The 16118-nt window shown below is 69.2% G+C and carries 18 protein-coding genes; 8 read left to right on the top strand and 10 right to left on the bottom strand.

What is annotated here, in order from left to right; genetic code table 11:
- Positions 1–157 precede the first annotated feature (157 nt).
- Positions 158–337 carry a hypothetical protein gene (locus ACGFNP_RS47775; protein ID WP_393329714.1) on the top strand — a complete coding sequence of 60 codons (180 nt, stop codon included), beginning with the start codon at positions 158–160 and terminating at the stop codon, positions 335–337.
- A gap of 72 nt (positions 338–409) precedes the next feature.
- On the opposite strand, the gene ACGFNP_RS47770 is transcribed toward ACGFNP_RS47775, so the two are convergent.
- Together ACGFNP_RS47770 and ACGFNP_RS47765 are read right to left on the bottom strand one after the other, a co-directional pair.
- A complete protein-coding gene (locus tag ACGFNP_RS47770; protein ID WP_393329712.1) occupies positions 410–1276 on the bottom strand; it encodes a TIGR03620 family F420-dependent LLM class oxidoreductase in 867 nt (288 codons plus the stop codon).
- Complete coding sequence (locus ACGFNP_RS47765; protein ID WP_358327320.1) at positions 1273–2187, bottom strand: NmrA/HSCARG family protein; 915 nt, start codon at positions 2185–2187, stop codon at positions 1273–1275. The genes ACGFNP_RS47770 and ACGFNP_RS47765 overlap by 4 nt, the downstream gene beginning before the upstream one ends.
- Before the next feature lie 118 nt (positions 2188–2305).
- Here ACGFNP_RS47765 and ACGFNP_RS47760 point away from each other — a divergent pair, with 118 nt between their 5' ends.
- Positions 2306–2698, top strand: a complete 393-nt coding sequence (locus ACGFNP_RS47760; RefSeq protein ID WP_358327318.1) for a DUF4184 family protein — start codon at positions 2306–2308, stop codon at positions 2696–2698.
- Positions 2699–2874: 176 nt separating this feature from the next.
- Here the strand turns inward: ACGFNP_RS47760 and ACGFNP_RS47755 are convergent, their stop codons facing one another.
- The gene (locus ACGFNP_RS47755) at positions 2875–3723 is read right to left on the bottom strand and encodes an alpha/beta hydrolase (RefSeq protein WP_358327885.1); all 849 of its coding nucleotides are present in this window, start codon (positions 3721–3723) and stop codon (positions 2875–2877) included.
- Positions 3724–4069: 346 nt separating this feature from the next.
- Here ACGFNP_RS47755 and ACGFNP_RS47750 point away from each other — a divergent pair, with 346 nt between their 5' ends.
- Positions 4070–5119, top strand: a complete 1050-nt coding sequence (locus ACGFNP_RS47750) for a LacI family DNA-binding transcriptional regulator (RefSeq protein ID WP_358327316.1) — start codon at positions 4070–4072, stop codon at positions 5117–5119.
- A gap of 36 nt (positions 5120–5155) precedes the next feature.
- Here ACGFNP_RS47750 and ACGFNP_RS47745 read toward each other — a convergent pair whose 3' ends face one another.
- Positions 5156–6418: an MFS transporter gene (locus ACGFNP_RS47745; protein WP_393329711.1), complete on the bottom strand. Its 1263-nt coding sequence runs from the start codon at positions 6416–6418 to the stop codon at positions 5156–5158.
- Positions 6419–6558: 140 nt separating this feature from the next.
- Here ACGFNP_RS47745 and ACGFNP_RS47740 point away from each other — a divergent pair, with 140 nt between their 5' ends.
- From ACGFNP_RS47740 to ACGFNP_RS47720, 5 genes are all read left to right on the top strand, one after another.
- A complete protein-coding gene (locus ACGFNP_RS47740; RefSeq protein ID WP_358327312.1) occupies positions 6559–7593 on the top strand; it encodes a Gfo/Idh/MocA family oxidoreductase in 1035 nt (344 codons plus the stop codon).
- Between the two features lie 16 nt (positions 7594–7609).
- Entirely contained in the window at positions 7610–8080 is a 471-nt protein-coding gene (locus ACGFNP_RS47735; protein WP_393329710.1) for a heme-degrading domain-containing protein, read from the top strand.
- Positions 8077–9003 carry a TolB family protein gene (locus tag ACGFNP_RS47730; protein WP_393329708.1) on the top strand — a complete coding sequence of 309 codons (927 nt, stop codon included), beginning with the start codon at positions 8077–8079 and terminating at the stop codon, positions 9001–9003. The genes ACGFNP_RS47735 and ACGFNP_RS47730 overlap by 4 nt, the downstream gene beginning before the upstream one ends.
- A gap of 17 nt (positions 9004–9020) precedes the next feature.
- Positions 9021–9917 carry a sugar phosphate isomerase/epimerase family protein gene (locus ACGFNP_RS47725; protein ID WP_393329706.1) on the top strand — a complete coding sequence of 299 codons (897 nt, stop codon included), beginning with the start codon at positions 9021–9023 and terminating at the stop codon, positions 9915–9917.
- Between the two features lie 187 nt (positions 9918–10104).
- On the top strand, positions 10105–10806 hold the full coding sequence (locus ACGFNP_RS47720) for a DUF1080 domain-containing protein (RefSeq protein WP_393329704.1): 702 nt from the start codon (positions 10105–10107) through the stop codon (positions 10804–10806).
- A gap of 110 nt (positions 10807–10916) precedes the next feature.
- On the opposite strand, the gene ACGFNP_RS47715 is transcribed toward ACGFNP_RS47720, so the two are convergent.
- The 6 genes from ACGFNP_RS47715 to ACGFNP_RS47690 form a co-directional block, all read right to left on the bottom strand.
- Positions 10917–11405, bottom strand: a complete 489-nt coding sequence (locus ACGFNP_RS47715) for a hypothetical protein (protein ID WP_393329702.1) — start codon at positions 11403–11405, stop codon at positions 10917–10919.
- 35 nt (positions 11406–11440) lie between these two features.
- Complete coding sequence (locus tag ACGFNP_RS47710) at positions 11441–12253, bottom strand: DUF899 family protein (protein WP_393329700.1); 813 nt, start codon at positions 12251–12253, stop codon at positions 11441–11443.
- Between the two features lie 87 nt (positions 12254–12340).
- Positions 12341–12898, bottom strand: coding sequence for a dihydrofolate reductase family protein (locus tag ACGFNP_RS47705; RefSeq protein ID WP_358327298.1), 558 nt, complete (start codon positions 12896–12898; stop codon positions 12341–12343).
- 419 nt (positions 12899–13317) lie between these two features.
- Entirely contained in the window at positions 13318–13923 is a 606-nt protein-coding gene (locus tag ACGFNP_RS47700; RefSeq protein ID WP_358327296.1) for a response regulator transcription factor, read from the bottom strand.
- The gene (locus ACGFNP_RS47695) at positions 13920–15074 is read right to left on the bottom strand and encodes a sensor histidine kinase (protein WP_393329698.1); all 1155 of its coding nucleotides are present in this window, start codon (positions 15072–15074) and stop codon (positions 13920–13922) included. The genes ACGFNP_RS47700 and ACGFNP_RS47695 overlap by 4 nt, the downstream gene beginning before the upstream one ends.
- Positions 15071–16108 (bottom strand): hypothetical protein, encoded by a 1038-nt coding sequence (locus tag ACGFNP_RS47690; protein WP_393329696.1) that lies wholly within the window; start codon positions 16106–16108, stop codon positions 15071–15073. Before ACGFNP_RS47690 ends, ACGFNP_RS47695 begins: the two co-directional genes overlap by 4 nt.
- Between the last annotated feature and the right edge of the window lie 10 nt (positions 16109–16118).

Genomic DNA, 16118 nt, shown 5'->3' with positions numbered 1-16118 from the left:
GGCGACCGCGTGGTGACGGGCGAGGGCCGGTTCAGGGTGGAACCGGGGCCGGGCAGGAAGGTGCGGTACGCCACGCGGTACCGCAAGGGGCATCTCTCTCTGGATCGAGAAGAACCCCGGGGCGCCCGAGGCCGCGGTGCGGTCGGTCCAGTTGGAGATGTCCACCGACGACGGCGCGAACTGGCGCCAGGTCCCCGTCGTCCCGTCGGGAACGGGGTGGACGGCGCTGCTCTCCAACCCACGCACCCCGGGCTTCGTCTCGCTGCGCGTCACCGCGACGGACGCCGCCGGTGGCCGCGTCAGCCAGACGATCGCCCGCGCCTACGCCGTCGGATGACGAAGGAGGAACGGGGGCTGCAGCTCTGTTGAACCCCGAAGTGGCGGCCCTTTCACCTTCAGCAGGGGCCGCTCACAGCAACTGTGCGGCAAGCTCCTGCCATTGACGCAGTGGTGGCTCGTCTGGTGTGGCCGTGAGCACGTGCAAGCTGACATGGTCCGCACCGGCGTCGAGATGCTCCTCAACTCGCCGGGCGATGTCCTCGGGCCCGCCGATGGCCACCAGGGCATCGACCAGCCGGTCGTCGAGGGATTCGGCATCGTCGAATCCCAGGTCGCGCAGCAGTGTGAGCCGGTTGGGCAGGGCCGCGGCCGCGTGGGCGCGGGCCAGCTCGGCCGCGATGCGGCGGGACGGGTCCAGGACGACGAGCTGGGTGACGGCCAGCATGGTCTGGGGTCCGAGCAGGCTTCTGGCGTGGCGGGTGTGCTCGATCGGCATGCCCAGCGGGTGGGCGCCCCACGCGCGTTCGGCGGCGAGCTGGAGCATCTTCCGGCCCAGTGCGGCCAAGACCCGGGGCGCTGCGGGGATCGCCGGGCCGAACGGGGCGGTGTCCATCGCGTCCAGATAGGCGCGCATGGTCGCCACCGGCGGGCCGAACCGGTGGCCGCGCACGTCGGTCACCAGGGCGGGGTGGCTGACGCCGAGGCCGAGCAGGAACCGCCCAGGGAATGACTCGGCAAGGGTGCGCTGTGCGGCCACGGCGCTGATCGCGTCGCGGGCGTAGATGCTGGCGGTACCGGTGGCGATGACCGTCTGCCGGGTGGCCGACAGCAGCAGAGCGGCCTGGGTCATGGCCTCGCGGCCGGTCGTCTCGGGAAACCACAGGGCCGGGTAGCCGAGGTCCTCGATGGCGGCGGCTGCTTGGCGCAGGGCCGGAGCGGGATAGCGATCCATCTCGCCCGCCCAGATGCCGACCCGTCCGAGGTCGAGCGTGCTCATTGGTCCTGCTTGGCGGTGTCCTGGGCGGTCAGGAAGCCGGCGATCTGGGCGGCTCCGGTCCGCTGCAGCCAGGCGCGCAGGTCCAGCAGGCCGGGGTGTAGCGCGCGGGTGAAGGCTATGTCGGCGCGATAGCCGCGTTCGTTGAGCCAGGTGTAGGCGTAGGCGAAGTCCTCGCCGATCTGCGCGATCACTTCGATCGGGATCTGAACGTAGGGCAGCGGTCGGCCGGTGGCCTCGGAGATGGCCGCCGCGATCTGTACTGGGGTCAGTTCGTCCCCGGCCAGGTCGACCGCGCGCCCGATCCACTCGCCTGGCTGGGCGAAGGCCAGTGCGGCGAAGACGCCGACGTCGTCGACGGCCATGATCTGCTGCGGTACGTCGGCGGCGAACGCGGTGGCCACGGTGCCGTCGCGCAGGTGGTAGGCGCCGGTGTAGTTCTCCATGAAGGAGACCGGGCGCAGGAACGTCGCGGGCAGGCCCAGCCGGGTGATGTGCTGCTCGATCCGCCACTTGTTGATCGTGTTCTGCGGCAGCTTCTCGGTGTTGTGACGGCCCGCGCCGGCGAGGGAGGCGTATACCAGGTGCCGCACACCTGCGGCGTGCGCCGCGTCGGCGACGTTGCAGCCCCAGCGGACCTCGTCCTCGGCGGAAAAGCCCGCCGGGGTGCCCGGGGAGCCGACAGTGGGCTGCACGCTGAACAAGCCGTCGGCGCCTTCGGCCGCGGCGATGAGCGAGGCGACGTCGTCCATCTCGGCGCTGACGAGCTCGGCGCCCGCCAGCGCCAGCGCCCTGGCCCCAGCGGCGTCCGGATCGCGCGTCACAGCTCGTACCCGCCAACCGTCGGCGAGCAGATGCGCCGTCACGGCCCGACCCTGCAGGCCGGTCGCCCCCACCACCACGATGGTCTTCACGATGTGTCTCCAAGTAGTCGGCATGCTGAGGCCGTCCCCATAAATGGGGTGGCCCTCCGATTCTGAGTGAGTACGATATGGAGGACCACCCCACTTTTGCAAGCCCACCGGAGACCACATGCCGCAGCGCGCGCCGAATACCCATTCAAGGCCGCTGACCGCGCTGGCTCCTGCCGGGCTGCGTGTCCGGTTGCCGGAGCCGGCGCGGCCGGCGCCTGTGGCGGTGGTGGCGGCGCTGCTGGCCGGGATGGCCACGCATCTGCTCTGGGACGCCTTTACGCAGGTCGGCGGGTTCGCGGTGGCGCACTGGCAGGCGTTGCGGCAGCCGGTCATCGGCGCGCACCGGGTGTTCAACATGCTGATGTACGTCAGCTCGGCAGGCGGGCTGGTGATTCTGGCCGGATGGCTCGTGCTGTGGTATCGGCGCGCGCCGGTCCAGCCTGGGCGGGGCCCGGGGGTGGTGCTGGGCCGGCGGACCACCACCCTGCTCCGCGGCACCGCCCTCCTCTGAGGAGGTCGCATTCTCGAAAATCGCGGACGATCGACGCTTGCGTTCTACGGTGATCAATGTCCGGTGACAGCGAACCGTATGCCTATGTCATCGACGTTTGAGCTGTTCAGGAGCTGTCAGGCGTAGTGGTGGAAGCTGATCGTGCCGGACAAGGCGAAGGTGTCGGATGAACCGCATCAGGCCGGCGAGATTCGCCGGCTCAGATCGTCCAGGAAGCCGCTCAGCGCGGCATTGACCTCCTGGGGCCGCTCCAATGGCGGCAGATGTCCCGTTGCCGGCAGGTCGAGCCGCCGGGCTCCCTTGATCTTCTCTGTCAGCAGATCCGACACCGCCTGGATGCCCGGCACATCCGACAGCCCGTTGATGACCAGAGTGGGCGAGGTGATCTCGTGCAGCCGATCCTTGGCCGACAGGTGCCGCTCCGTTACGGGCCGACGATTCCAGGAACGCTCGAACACCCGGCGCATCATGGCGAACGCCAACTCCCATACCTCCGGATCGAGATCGTCCATACCGCGGTCGGGCCCGGCCACCTGCCATAGCGCATGGGCCCGGGCGAAGGCGTCGAGATCGGCGGAAACAACCTCTGCCGTCCCGCTCCGATAACGGGCCAGCCGGTCGGCAGGGACGGTGCTGTGCACCCGCTCCCGCGCTTGGGCGATCATGTCATCGGGCCATGAGTGGCCCGACAGTCCGGAGGAGATCAGCACGAGCCCGGCCACTCGGTGCGGCGCCGCCAACGCCGCCTCCACCGCGTGCGAGCCCCCCATCGAATCACCCACCAGCGCCGCCCGTTCCACGCCGAGTCCGTCCATCAGGCGCAGCAAGTCTTCATGGTGTACGAGTTCGCCTGCCGGATCGGCCGACTCGCCATACCCGCGCCAGTCGTAACCGATCACCCGGTAACGGTCGGACAGCGCGTCGCGCTGGTGTCTCCACATGCGTCGATCGGCGATCCCCGCGTGGATGAGCACCACCGCAGGACCCTCACCCACCTCGTCATAGGCCAGACCATCGATCTTCATCACGCCCCGGATCGTATGAGCCCAATCGAGGCGCCACAGCGGAGTTCGCAGCCGGCGTACCTGGTGAACCCCTGAGCCCGCTCAAACCGCGACGGGCACGAGCTCGGGTCTGTCTGCCCTGGTCATCGAGGATGTCAGGGACGAGCACGACTTCATTCGGATGATGACCCGTACTTGCGACGAGCCGGCACCGTAGACATTCCGTGAGCAGGTGCCTGGACCGCTGGAGCGCTACCAGCGGCACCAGCAGGCTCACCCGGCTGGCCGGGCGGGTAAGCGGCACCGATAGCCGTTGTTGTTCTTCCAGGCCCGACTCGGCCGAGTTGGCACGTGCGAGACTGGGTCCATGGCGACCGGTGTAGGCGCGCAGAAACGTCGAGCGGGCAGGGGCACGGGCCGGCTCCCGACGATGAAAGATATCGCGGACCATCTAGGGGTTTCGCGGCAGCTGGTGTCGCTCGTGATGAGGGGCGTTCCGGGGCCGAGTGAGGAGTCAAGAGAACGGATCCTGGCTGCGGCTGATGAGCTTGGCTACCGGCCGAATGCGTCAGCGCGGCTGCTGCGCCAGAACCGTACGCGTCTGATCGGTGCGCTTTTCTGGATGCGCAATCCGTTCCAGGTGCGCGTTATCGAGCGCTTGTTCGTTCACGCTGCGGAGCGAGGTTTCGGGCTGGTGCTGGGGCCGGCGACGTCGGATCGGCCGACCGATGTGGTGGTCGCGGAGCTGATGGAGGAGCGGGTTGAGGCGCTGGTCGCGTTCAATCCAGATCCGGCCTCGCGCGCCTTCGCGGATGCGCGCGAGCTGGTGCCTGTGGTGTGGCTCGGGGAATGGGTGGACGCGCTCGATGTCGACAATGTCCATGTCGACGAGATCGAGGGGCTTCGTCTGGCGGTCGAGCACCTCGTGGAGCTCGGGCATCGCGACATCGTCTATGTCGGCGGACGAGGTGGAACTGTGGGCCATGTTCGTGCGGAGGCGTACCGGAGTGCGATGGCCGCGGTTGGGCTCACAGAGCGCGCCGAGGTGCTCGAGAGCGATTTCTCCGAGGAAGACGGTGCCACTGCCGCGCGGTATATCTTGGGACGAAGTCACCGGCCGACGGCTGTGGTGTGTTGCGGTGACCAGTGTGCGGCGGGTGTGCTGGCGGTGTTCGCGCGGGCGAACGTCCATGTGCCGGGCGAAATCTCGGTAGTCGGGTTTGATGACAGCTATGTGGCATCGCTGTCGTATCACCAGCTGACGTCCGTGCATCAGGATGTCGAGGCGACAGTCGAGGCGACATTGTCGTCGGTGCTGGATCGGCTGGAGGGTCATGACGGGCCGCGCCGGGTCAGCGCTACGCCGACGAGGTTGGTGGTTCGGGAGTCGACGGGCCCAGCCCGGACCGGCCGGTGAACGCTCGCGCGCGCATTCACGAGCCGGCCCAGCCGGCTAGCGGACGCCTCGGATGGGGATGACGACGAGCGCGCCGACGAGCGACACGATCCCAGCGCCCCACAGGAGCGCCGGGTAGTTGTCGCCGCCGCCGATGCCGAGCAGGAGGAGTCCGCATGCGGGCGCGAGGGATTGCGGCAGGGAGTTGGCGATGTTCATGACGCCGAGATCCTTACCTGGATTGTCGGCGTCGGGAAGGACGTCGACGACGAGGGCGGTGTCGACGGCGGCATAGATGCCGAACGCGAGGCCCATGACCACCTCGGCCAGGTAGAACCCGCCGATGCTGGCCACGTAGGCGAGCATGACCAAGCCGACGCCGAACACGAGGGTGGAGCCGGCGACGAAGATCTTCCGGTGGCGCAGCCTGTCCGAGAGCCACCCCGAGACGGCCGTGCCGATCATGAGCGCGATCGTGTAGAAGAGCACGCCGTTCGCGACCGCGGGGACGGCCTCCTCCGCATTGAGGCCGAGGTGGTCCTGCATGTAGAGGAGCCGGTAGGTGGCGAACAGCATCGAGGCGAAGATGATCAGGAACCTCGACCACCACGCGAGCCCAAAGTCGGGGTGCTTGATCGGGTTCGTCCAGAACATGCCGATGATCCGCGCGAACGAGAACGGCCGAGGCGGCGTGTCAGGGATGCGCTCCGGCGAGACAAGTACGTAGACGACGACGCAGACGACACCGACGATGCCGGGGACGATGAACAGGACCGGCAGGTTGTGGACGAGCAGGACAGCGCCGTAAATGCCGGCGAGGACCGACAGGTTCTGAGCCAGTGCGAATACGCTTGAGGCGCGTCCTCGTTGCGCCTCAGGCACGTTGTCGGCGAAGCTCGCGATCAGGGCCGCCGAGGCGGCGTTGGAGGCGAGCTGACACACCAGCCAAGCGAAGGTCAGCATCAGCACGCTCGTGCTGGCTGCTACCCACGCCAGGCCGGCGAGAAGTGCGATGATGCCGCCGACGAGCCACGGCTTGCGCCGTCCCCATCGGGTCTTCGTCGCGTCGCTGAGGGCTCCGAAGACCGGATTGCCGATGAGAGCACCGAACGCGCCGATGGGCAGGACCGTGCCGACCACCGATGCGGGGTCGGCCGGGTTCATCTCCTGCGCTTTGAGCTGCATGCTGATGAACACGGGTGAGAGGATCGCCACGAAGATCCCGAACTGCGCGAGCCCGAGAGCGCCGAGATACCAGTTGCGTACCGGCTCCGCTGGGATCGGGGTCGTGGACGGGTGAGCCGGCAGATCTGTAGCCACCGACGCCTCCTTAGACGGAGTGGAGCCCTCAGCGACGCGGTCAACCGTGACCGATTTAGCTCGTGCTAACCTGAAGGTCGTCCTTACGTTAGCTCGTGCTAACTCCTTTTTCTATAGTGTTGTGAAGTGGAGCGTGGGGCATGCTGCCTTCCCATCTGCCCGACCCTGACCTCTACCTTCCCGACAGCGGCGAGCCGTCGCTACGGTGGGGGATCGTCGGGCCGGGTTGGATCGCGGGCGAGTTCGCGAAGGCTCTGCGCACTCACACGGCGCAGCGGTTGGTGGCGGTGTCGTCGCGCTCGGTCGAGCGGGCGGAGGCGTTCGCGGCCGAGCGCGGAATCGAGTACGTACTGGGTTCCACCGAGCAGCTCGTGCGCCATCCGGAGGTGGATGTCGTCTATGTGGCGACCCCGCAGAGCGCGCATCTCGCGGTCGGGCTGGCGGCGATCGCGGCGGGCAAGCACGTGCTCATCGAGAAGCCGATCACCGTCACCGCGGCGGAGGCGCGCACCCTCTCGGAAGCGGCGCAGGCTGCCGGCGTGCTGGTGATGGAGGCGATGTGGAGCCGGTACCTGCCGCAGACCTCGGTGATCCGCAAGCTCCTCGCCGACGGAGTGCTCGGGGACGTGCGGGCGGTACTGGCCGACCACGGGCAGGCGATCACCCCGGATCCGCGGCACCGGCTCTACCGTCCCGAGCAAGGTGGTGGGGCATTGCTGGATCTGGGCGTCTACCCGGTGCAACTCTCCTCCATGGTCCTCGGCGCCCCCACGCAGGTTCTCGCGGTCGGCGGGATGACGGATACCGGGGTGGACGCGTACTCGACGCTCGTGCTCACTCACGAGCAGGGCGCGCTGTCGACGCTGTACTCGTCCATCCAGGCGCGCACCGCGATGACCGGAGTGATCGCCGGGACCGAGGCGACGGTCAGCATCGATGGCGCCTTCTACGCGCCGACCTCGTTCACTCTGTCCGGTGCTGACCACTTCTCACCGACGCTGCGGTGGAGCGACCAGACCGGGCTGCGCGGCTTCGACGGACTCTCTTGGGAGGCGACCGCCCTGGCCCGATTCGTCGGCGAGGGCCGCACCGAGTCGCCCGTGCACACGCTGGAGGAGACCGTCTCGATCATCGCCACCATCGACCAGGCCCGCGCCCAGCTCGCCGGGTCCTGAAAGGGAGAGCCTGCCCATGACGAATCTGATCACCACGCTGGAGCAGCAGGAACAGGAGCTGGCTTTCGACGCGTTCGACCACGCCGATGCCTGGCGGCTCGGCTCCCGTATAACCGCGATCGCCCAGGAAGCCGGGCACAAGGTCGGCATCGACATCCGCCGGCCCGGTCTGATCCTGTTCCGCGCCGCACTGCCGGGCATCACCCCTGACCAGGACGTGTGGATCGCCCGCAAGGCCGCAGTGGTGCTGCGCATGGAGAACAGCAGCGCCCTGGTCGACGCTCGCCTGTCCGCTGCCGGTGTGAACCCGGCGGCGATCGGATGGCTGGGTGCGGACTACGCGGTCACCGGCGGATCGTTCCCCATCCGTGTCCGCGGGGTCGGTGTCGTCGCCGCCGCGACCGCGTCCGGCCTGTCGTCGATGGAGGACCATGACCTCATCGTCGCCGGGATCCGGGTTCACCTGGCGGAGGAGGCCGGCAAGTGAGTGACGAGGAGATCCCGCGGCGGGTGCTGCAGCCTGGTCAGTCCGCGCGCATCCGCATCTGGGACCGCGCGACCCGCACCGTGCGTACCGTGTTCGAGTCCCGCGACCGGCTCTACGAGGCGCCGAACTGGACAACGGACGGGCAGTTGCTCGTCAACGGTGACGGCAAGCTCTGGCTCTTGCCCGCCGACGGCCCCGCGACGGCTTCGCCACGTCAGATCCATGCGACGGGCCTGCCCGACGTCAACAACGACCACGTGCTGGCCCCCGATGGCGCCACAGTGTTCGCATCCGCGAACGACTGGCACATCTGGGAGGCCCCCCTCGCCGGTGGGGCGGCTCGCCGCGTGACTGTCGAGGATGGAGGGATGCACTTCCTGCACGGCGTCAGCCCCGACGGGCAGCGCCTCGGCTACGTGCGCTTGGCACCGGAAGGCGACAACTGGTGGGCGTCGGCGACCATCCACACTGTCGGGCTGGATGGGCAGGACGACGTCGCGGTCACCACCGACCCGGGCCCGGCGGACGGGTGCGAGTGGACGCCCGAGGGTGAGTGGATCGTGTTCAACACCGAACAGTTCTCCACCGCCCCAGGGCACGCGCAGCTGGCCCGGGTGCGGCCGGACGGGACCGGGCTGGAGCAGCTCACCTTCGACGAGCGGGTGAACTGGTTTCCGCACGTCGCGCCCACCGGGGATGTCGCCGTGTACCTCAGCTACCCGCCCGGTACGACCGGGCACCCCGCTGACCTCCCGGTCGAGCTGCGGCTCGTGTCAGTCGACGCCTGGCAGGAGCCGACGACGCTGGTGGCGCTGCGCGGTGGGCAGGGCACGATCAACGTCCCCAGCTGGGCGCCGGACGGGTCGGCGTTCGCTTTCGTGGACTACCCCACAGGCTCCCGGAACGACCTGGTGGCGGAGTGACCGACAAGGAGAATCCTGTGAGCACCACCCTGAAGCATCGAACCGCGATCAACCCGCTGCCGTGGATCCTCGGCGACGGCGGCTACCGCCTCGACCGCGGCATCCTTCAGGAGGCGATGACCGCCCTCTCCCAGGTCGGGTTCACCCATCTCACCATCGAACTGCCTCCGGACATGACCCCTGCCGAGTATGGGGCGCTGCTGTCGGAGCATTCGCTCGCCGCGGCGCCGGGGTACTTCTCCGCGCCGTTCCACGACCGGCAACGGCATGCCCAGGCTGTCGAGGACATCAAGCGGCACGCGCACGCGCACCTGGAGCTCGGTGTCGACAGCGCCTTCATCGCCGCCGACCTGATCCCTGACCGCATCGCGCACCCCGCCGTCGGGCTCGCCCCGGACGCCGACCGCACGCTCGTGATCGCCGAGGGGCTCGCGGCGGCCGCGGAGGCCGCCGCTGCCGAGGGTGTCCGGTACGGGCTGCACCCGCACGTCGGTTCCCCCGTGGAGGTCGAGGAAGAGGTGCGGGCCGTGCTGGAGGCCACCTCGGGCAGTGCGCTGTGGTTCGGTCCCGACACCGGCCATCTGCGCTGGGCCGGCGCCACCCCGGAGAAGGTCATCGCCGACTACGCCGACCGGGTCCTGAACGTCCACCTCAAGGACGTCGACGCGACCGCCGCCGCCGGGGCCCGGCAGCGCGACGAGGACTACATGACCGCCACCGGCCGGTCCAAGGTGTGGATCGAACCGGGCCGCGGCGTCGTCGACTTCGACGCCGTCCTCACCGCGCTCCCCGATGGCTTCGACGGCTGGTTCGTCATCGAAGTGGACGTTCCCCACCTCCCGACCCCCACTGAGAGCAGCGCCGCGTCCCTGTCGTACCTGCGCCGGCACCCCTACTTCGCCACGGCCACCTGACCTGCGGCACGGAAACGTCGCGGGTCGCGATCACCGGGATGATCGCGATGCCGGCGCCACCGTGATCGGCATGCTCAAGTCCAGCACGGAACGGTCCCACGGCGCCGCCGAGGCAGTTGGGTACATCCGGTCGCTGCTGTGGAAGCTACCGGAGGCGTCGTTCAGTGAGAGTCGAGGGAGATCGGCGATGGAGATTGAGATGTTCGACGACGACGGCTTCGTCCCGCTCTTCGACGGGAGCACGCTGAAGGGCTGGCATGCGGCGCCACGCGTGTACCTCGTCAGCGACCTCGCGTTCGGCGACTTCGAGCTCTCCCTCGAAGCCAGACCCGACTGGCCCGCCGACACGGGCATCATGATCCGGCGGCGGCCGGACCCCTGGGAAGGCTTCCAGGTCCTGCTCGACCACCGGGAGTCCGGTGGCATCGGCGGGTTCTTCGGCAACGGTTTGGCCAGCTTCTCCGCCGTCCCCTTCGCAGTCCGGTCCCGGCGCGACGCACACGGGGACGTCGTCGGGCTCCAGGCGGACGATCCCGCCACCAGCACAGAGCCCGTCACGCCCGACAAGATCGGCAGGCTTGGTCATGCGGCCGATGTCGAGGACTTCCTGAGCGTGTGGCGATGGGGCAATTGGAACGAGCTGCGTATCCGGGCCGTCGGTGCCCTACCCGTGATCACCACCTGGGTCAACGGGCTCAAGATCGCCGAGCTGAACACGGCCACCCTCGAGTCTCCCGACTACGACCCCGAAGCGGTGCTCGCCACCCTCGGCAGCAGCGGCCACATCGCGTTCGAGGTGCACGACAATGACGCCGTGTTCGGCGACGCCCGCTGGGGACACGGTGCAGCGTGCAGATGGCGAAATATTCGGATCAAGGAACTTGGCTAGCTGCCTTCCACGCCCCGGCGCTCGCGGAAGGCAGTAAGAAGGGCGCTGCTTCGGGTCAAGTAGCTCGCTCGACGTCAACGATCGGAGACGGCGGCGCCGGCTCTGGCCCATCACAACGACAACGCGGCCATGAACGCCATGCTGGCCGCCATTCCGGCCGAGCACAGCTCCTGGCCGATCCCCCTTCGGTTCACGCCCCGCTCGGGCAGAACGCGGATGAGCCGCGCGCAGGTCCAGACCAACCCGATGACCAGGCCCATCGTCGCCGGCGAACCACCCGCGTGCACGTGCCCAGCGAGAGTGCCGCCGAGAGGAGGTCCGCCGAACGCCGTCAACACTAAAAGGACGGACATGACCACGAAGTCCGGGATGTGATGACCACTTTTTGCGCGGCGGGACGGGGAACCGCACAGCCAGCCGGCGGTCAGTAACGCGAGCACCCCGACCAAGAGGAACAACCCGCCCAGATGCCCGGCCGCCATACCGAGCGCCATGACGACGTGCGGCCACCTCCGGGTGGGTTGTACAGAGGGCAACAGGGCCGGCACGAGGGCCAGGACGCAGCCGACCGATATTCCCACCGTGTGGAGGAGGGTCATGATGCACTCCTTGCCCTCGTCGGATCCGCAGTCTGTCAGGGCGTCGCCGCGGCCGGTGGTGCGGTGTGCAGGGGGCAGGTGGACGCGGTCCATCCGTCCGGCAGGGGGCCGAGGTCGTCGTCGCGCCCGGCCCGCAGGCGCGACCATTGGGCGGCCGGCCGGCCGTCGAGCTGGAACTGGCCGCCCATGGAGCCCCAGCGCTGCGGCCAGCCGTCCGGCGAGTCCTCCCAGTCTTCTTGCCGCCCGTAGACGGTGCGATCCAGCAGTCCGTACGACGGTGCCATCGCTTCGTTGCCGCGGCCGGTGGTCCAGTAGGTCTCATACACCTGGTCACCGTCTCGCAGATAGCAGGCCAGGATGCCGAAGTGCCGGCCGGCGATCAGCCGGTCCACGGAGTCCTGCGGCACCGAGTACCAGGGAACGGGGTAGCCCATGAAGTCGCGGTAGCGCGAGGCCTCCTCGTAGGACCCCTCAGCCAAGACGGCGTAGCTGACGTCGCGGGAGTGCAGGTAGGCCAGCTCGGTGACGTGGGAGGTGCTGAAGGTGCAGCCCTCGCACTGCTGCGCGGCGGGCCGGCCGGGGTGCCACATGTGGTAGTAGGCGATCAGCTGCGACCGGCCGGCGAACAGGTCGATCAGCGGCACCGTCCCGTCCGCCCCGGTCAGCGGGGTCTGTGGATCGATCTGCACCATCGGCAGGCGGCGGCGGGCGGCGGCGATCGCGTCGCCCTCGCGGGTGTGGGCCTTTTCCCGGGCCCGGAGCCGGTCCAGTTCGGCCTGGAACGCGGCCCGGTCGTCGACCGGGGGCTTGGCCGCGTCGCTGATCGGTGAAACATGGGGTTCGGTCATGGTGAAATCCCCTTCTTGTCAATCCGGACCGGTTCTGCGTGGAGAACGTCCATCGCAAGCGCATCGCCTGGCCCAGGCGATCACGTCTTACTTGTCGGCTGGCGCGTACACCAGTTCGAGGATTCCGGACGGGAAGGCCGTGCTGTCCACCAAGCGCAGGTTCACCGGCTGATCCAGCTCGGGGAACAGCGGCGCGCCCTTGCCGGTGGCGGCAGGCAGCACCCACAGCCGGTATTCGTCGACCACGCCGAGCTTGATCAGGGAGTGCATGAACGCGGTGCCGCCGGCGGCGACGAGGTCCTTGCCGGGCTCGGCCTTGAGCTTGGCGATCTCCTCCGCCGTGTCACCGCCTGCGATCCGGGTCTCGGGCCAGTCGTCGGCCGATGTCAGGGTGCGGGAGAACACGACCTTGGGGATCTCGTTCATGGCCTTGGCGGACGGGTGGTCGGAGGTGGGCCAGTATCCGGCCATGCTCTCGTAGCTGTTCCGGCCCATGAGGAAGGCCCCGGCCTCCCACAGCCGGCTGACAAAGTAGTTCTCCTGCTCGGGGTCGTCGATGCTCATCATGACGTCCCGGATTCCATTGTCCGCGTCAGCGCTTTTTCCGTCGAGCGAGACATAAAAACCTAGAATCAACTTTCGCATTCCGGTGTCTCCCTGTGTTTCTTCCTGCGCTGGGATGGTCCCAGCACAGGTTCACCGCCCCTTTGCGGGCGCTTACGTAGTTTCCCGAGGTTCAGGGCCGCCGGGTTCTCCGCGATTTGACGAGGCGGGGCTACGTGAGTCCAATCCTCCACGTGAGACCTCGGAGCAAACAGATGTAAATGTCACACGACGGGCGATGAGTTTCGCCACAGAGTCCGCGGCCCTTCGGGATCGCCGGGGGCCGGTAGATTGTGCGCTGGCCCGGCCTGTGCCGCGTTACTCAAAGCAAGTGGAATTGGCCTCTGGCCAGGAGCCTTAAGCAGGCGGATTGTCGTGGCAGGAGAGTTTGCGCCATGACAAACCTTTTGCCGACCCCGGGCGGTCTCAGAAGCGCGGCGTTGGACTTGGCCTCGGCGCGGTCAGAGCCAGCCCGCGTCGCGGGAGATGCGGATGGCGTCGATGCGGTTGCGCCCGCCGACCTTGCTGATCGCGTTGGACAGGTAGTTGCGCACAGTGGCCTGCGACAGCGACAGGTGGACGGCGATCTCGGCGGTGCTGATGCCCGTACCGGCGGCGCGCAGCACGTCGGTCTCCCTGGCGGTGAGCGGGCTGCTGCCGGTCTCGAGCGCGGCGGCGACGAGTTCGGGGTCGATCACCCGCTCGCCTCTGGCGATGCGGCGGATCCCGTCGGTGAGGGTCTGGGCCGGGGCGTCCTTGACGATGAACCCCTTCACGTGGACCTTCAGCGCGCGCAGCAGGTTGCCGGGCTGGCTGAGCCCGGTGAGCACGAGGGTGCGGCAGCCGGGCAGGCGCTCGGAGAGCTGCTCGGCGGCCGACAACCCGTCCAGGCCGGGCATGTCGATGTCGAGCACCGCGACGTCGGGGCGTACCCGCAGGGCGGCGGCCAGCACCTCGTCGCCGCGCTCGATCTCGGCGACGACCTCCATGTCGTCTTCCAGCGACAGCAACGCGACCAGGGCGGACCGGATCATGTGCATGTCCTCGGCGATGAGTACGCGGATCACAGGGCTTCCTCGGGGACTTCGACCGACAGCCGGAAGCGACCGTCGCGGACGGTGGTGGCGGAGGTGCCGGACACGGCGCGGGCGCGCTCGCCCACCCCCGCGAGCCCCGAGCCGGGAGCCGCGACGCCCCGCACGCCGTCGTTGACGATCTCCAACCGTACCGTCCCGTTGTGCCGGGACAGGGTGATGGAGCAGGTCTGGGCCTCGCTGTGGCGCAGCAGGTTGGTGGTGCCCTCGCGGATCGCCCACGCCAGCGCGTTCTGCGCGGGGCCGGGCAGCGGCGGCAGGTCGGCCACGTCGAACTCGGTGTCCACCCCGGCCGCGCCGAGCAGGGCCGCGGCACCCTCGATCTCGGTACGCAGCGAAACGGCGTGCTCGTCGCGGGCGATCGCACGTACGCCCCGCAGCGCCTCACGCGCCACCCCGGTCAGGCTCTCGACCTCGCCGCGGGCGGCGGCGGCGTCCTTGGCCAGCAGCCGCAGCGCCAGGTCACCCTTGAGCGAGATCGCCGACAGGCTCTGCCCGAGCAGGTCGTGCAGGTCGCGCGAGACCCGGACGCGCTCCTCGCCGACCGCCGTGGCGGCCAGCTCGGTGCGAGTGGCGTACAGCTCGTTCACCAGCCGGACCAGCCGGGCGCCGCCGACCAGCGCGGTGGCGAACAGGGGCGGGACGACCGTGGCGTAGATCATCATGGTGACGATCTCCAGGAGCGAGGCCCCCATGACCGACTTGATCTCGATCGTCACCGGGACCAGCATCTGCGCGGCGCACACCGGCAACGCCGTCCGCGGGCGCAGCAACATCACCGTCGAGGCGAGGGCCAAGATGCCCATGGCCTGCCAGTTCGCGCCGATCCAGATCACCGGCACGTACGCGAGCAGCAGTAACGCCGCGTAGCTCCAGCGCCAGCCCGCGGGACGCTCGCCCCGGGCGGCGGCGAGGCTGTGCCGCAGCTGGAGCGCGCCCAGCGCGGCGGCCGCCGGGATCATGATGAGCGGGGCAGAGGGCCGGCCCTCCATGCCGATGATCGAGTAGACCGGCGCCTGCACGGTCAGCGGCACGTGCAGCGCGACCAGCGGCCAGTGCGGGCGCCGCAGCACCCACGCGGGCAGGATCGACGGGGTCGCCGACCGGGTCATGGACGGGGTCATGACGCCACCTCGATGATCTCGGCGGCATCGTCCGCGCGTAGTTCCAGCCGAACCCGGCCACCCAGGGAGGTCACCGTGATCGTGCAGGCCCGCACCGCGTGGTCACGCAGCAGGCGCGTGATGGCCGCACGCAGGGCGGCCCGCGACGGCTGGGCGATGGTGTCGGGCAGGGCGCTCCGTGGAAGTTCCAGGCGCGTGGCGATGCCCGCCGCGAGCAGTAGCGCGGTGGCGGTCTCCAGTTCGGCGCGCAGCGACGGCCGCCGGTAACCGCGCACGCGCCGCCTCGTCTCGGCGAGCGCGCGCCTGGAGTCGGCGGACAGCCCCGTCAGCTCGTCCGCCAACTCGGTGGGTTCTCTCGGCTCTGCTGCTGGTGGGTCACTCTGGGCGAGGCGGTGGCCGAGCCGATGGCCACGGTCGGCGATGGACTCCAGCGCGGCGCCGACCGTGTGGCGCAGCTCGGCGTCGATCCTGCGGCGCTCCTGCGCGACCGCCTGTTGGGCCAGCGCCTCCCTGGCCGTACGCAATCGGGCCAGCGCCGCCGGGAGCCAGACCAGCAGCAGCAACGCCATGCTGCCGCACACCACCGAGAACACCAGCCATGGCGCGGTGTCCCAGGGCGTCCCCAGCGCGTGGCTCACCGGGGCCACCGCTACCACTACCGCCGCATAGACGACGTACGACCACGGGCCGGGCAGCACCAGCACCGCCGAGACGATGAGAGCCGTGTAAGACCGCATCCACATGGCCCCGGCCAAGGGCGTGGCGACGAGGATGACGACGGCCATCCCCGCCAGCGTCCAGTAGCCTGACGGCGGCCGGACCCCGCGCGCGGCGAACCAGACGTGCCGAAGATGCAGCGGGAGGTACACCGTGGTCGCCGCCAGGCTCCACAACCCGGTCCGCAGATCGCTGCCCCGGTAGCCGAACGCCAGCGCCACCTGCACCAACGGCAGCGCGGCGCTCCAGCCGATCGCCCCCAGCGGGGCCAGCAGCAGCATGCGCTCGGAGCGCCGGAACTCCGCCAATCCGCCCACCACCCGCTCT

It is taken from the genome of Nonomuraea sp. NPDC049269 (assembly GCF_043197155.1).
In the GTDB taxonomy this organism is placed as follows: domain Bacteria; phylum Actinomycetota; class Actinomycetes; order Streptosporangiales; family Streptosporangiaceae; genus Nonomuraea.
Note: the sequence above shows the minus strand (reverse complement) of the source record. Positions and strands in the feature narration are given on the sequence as shown.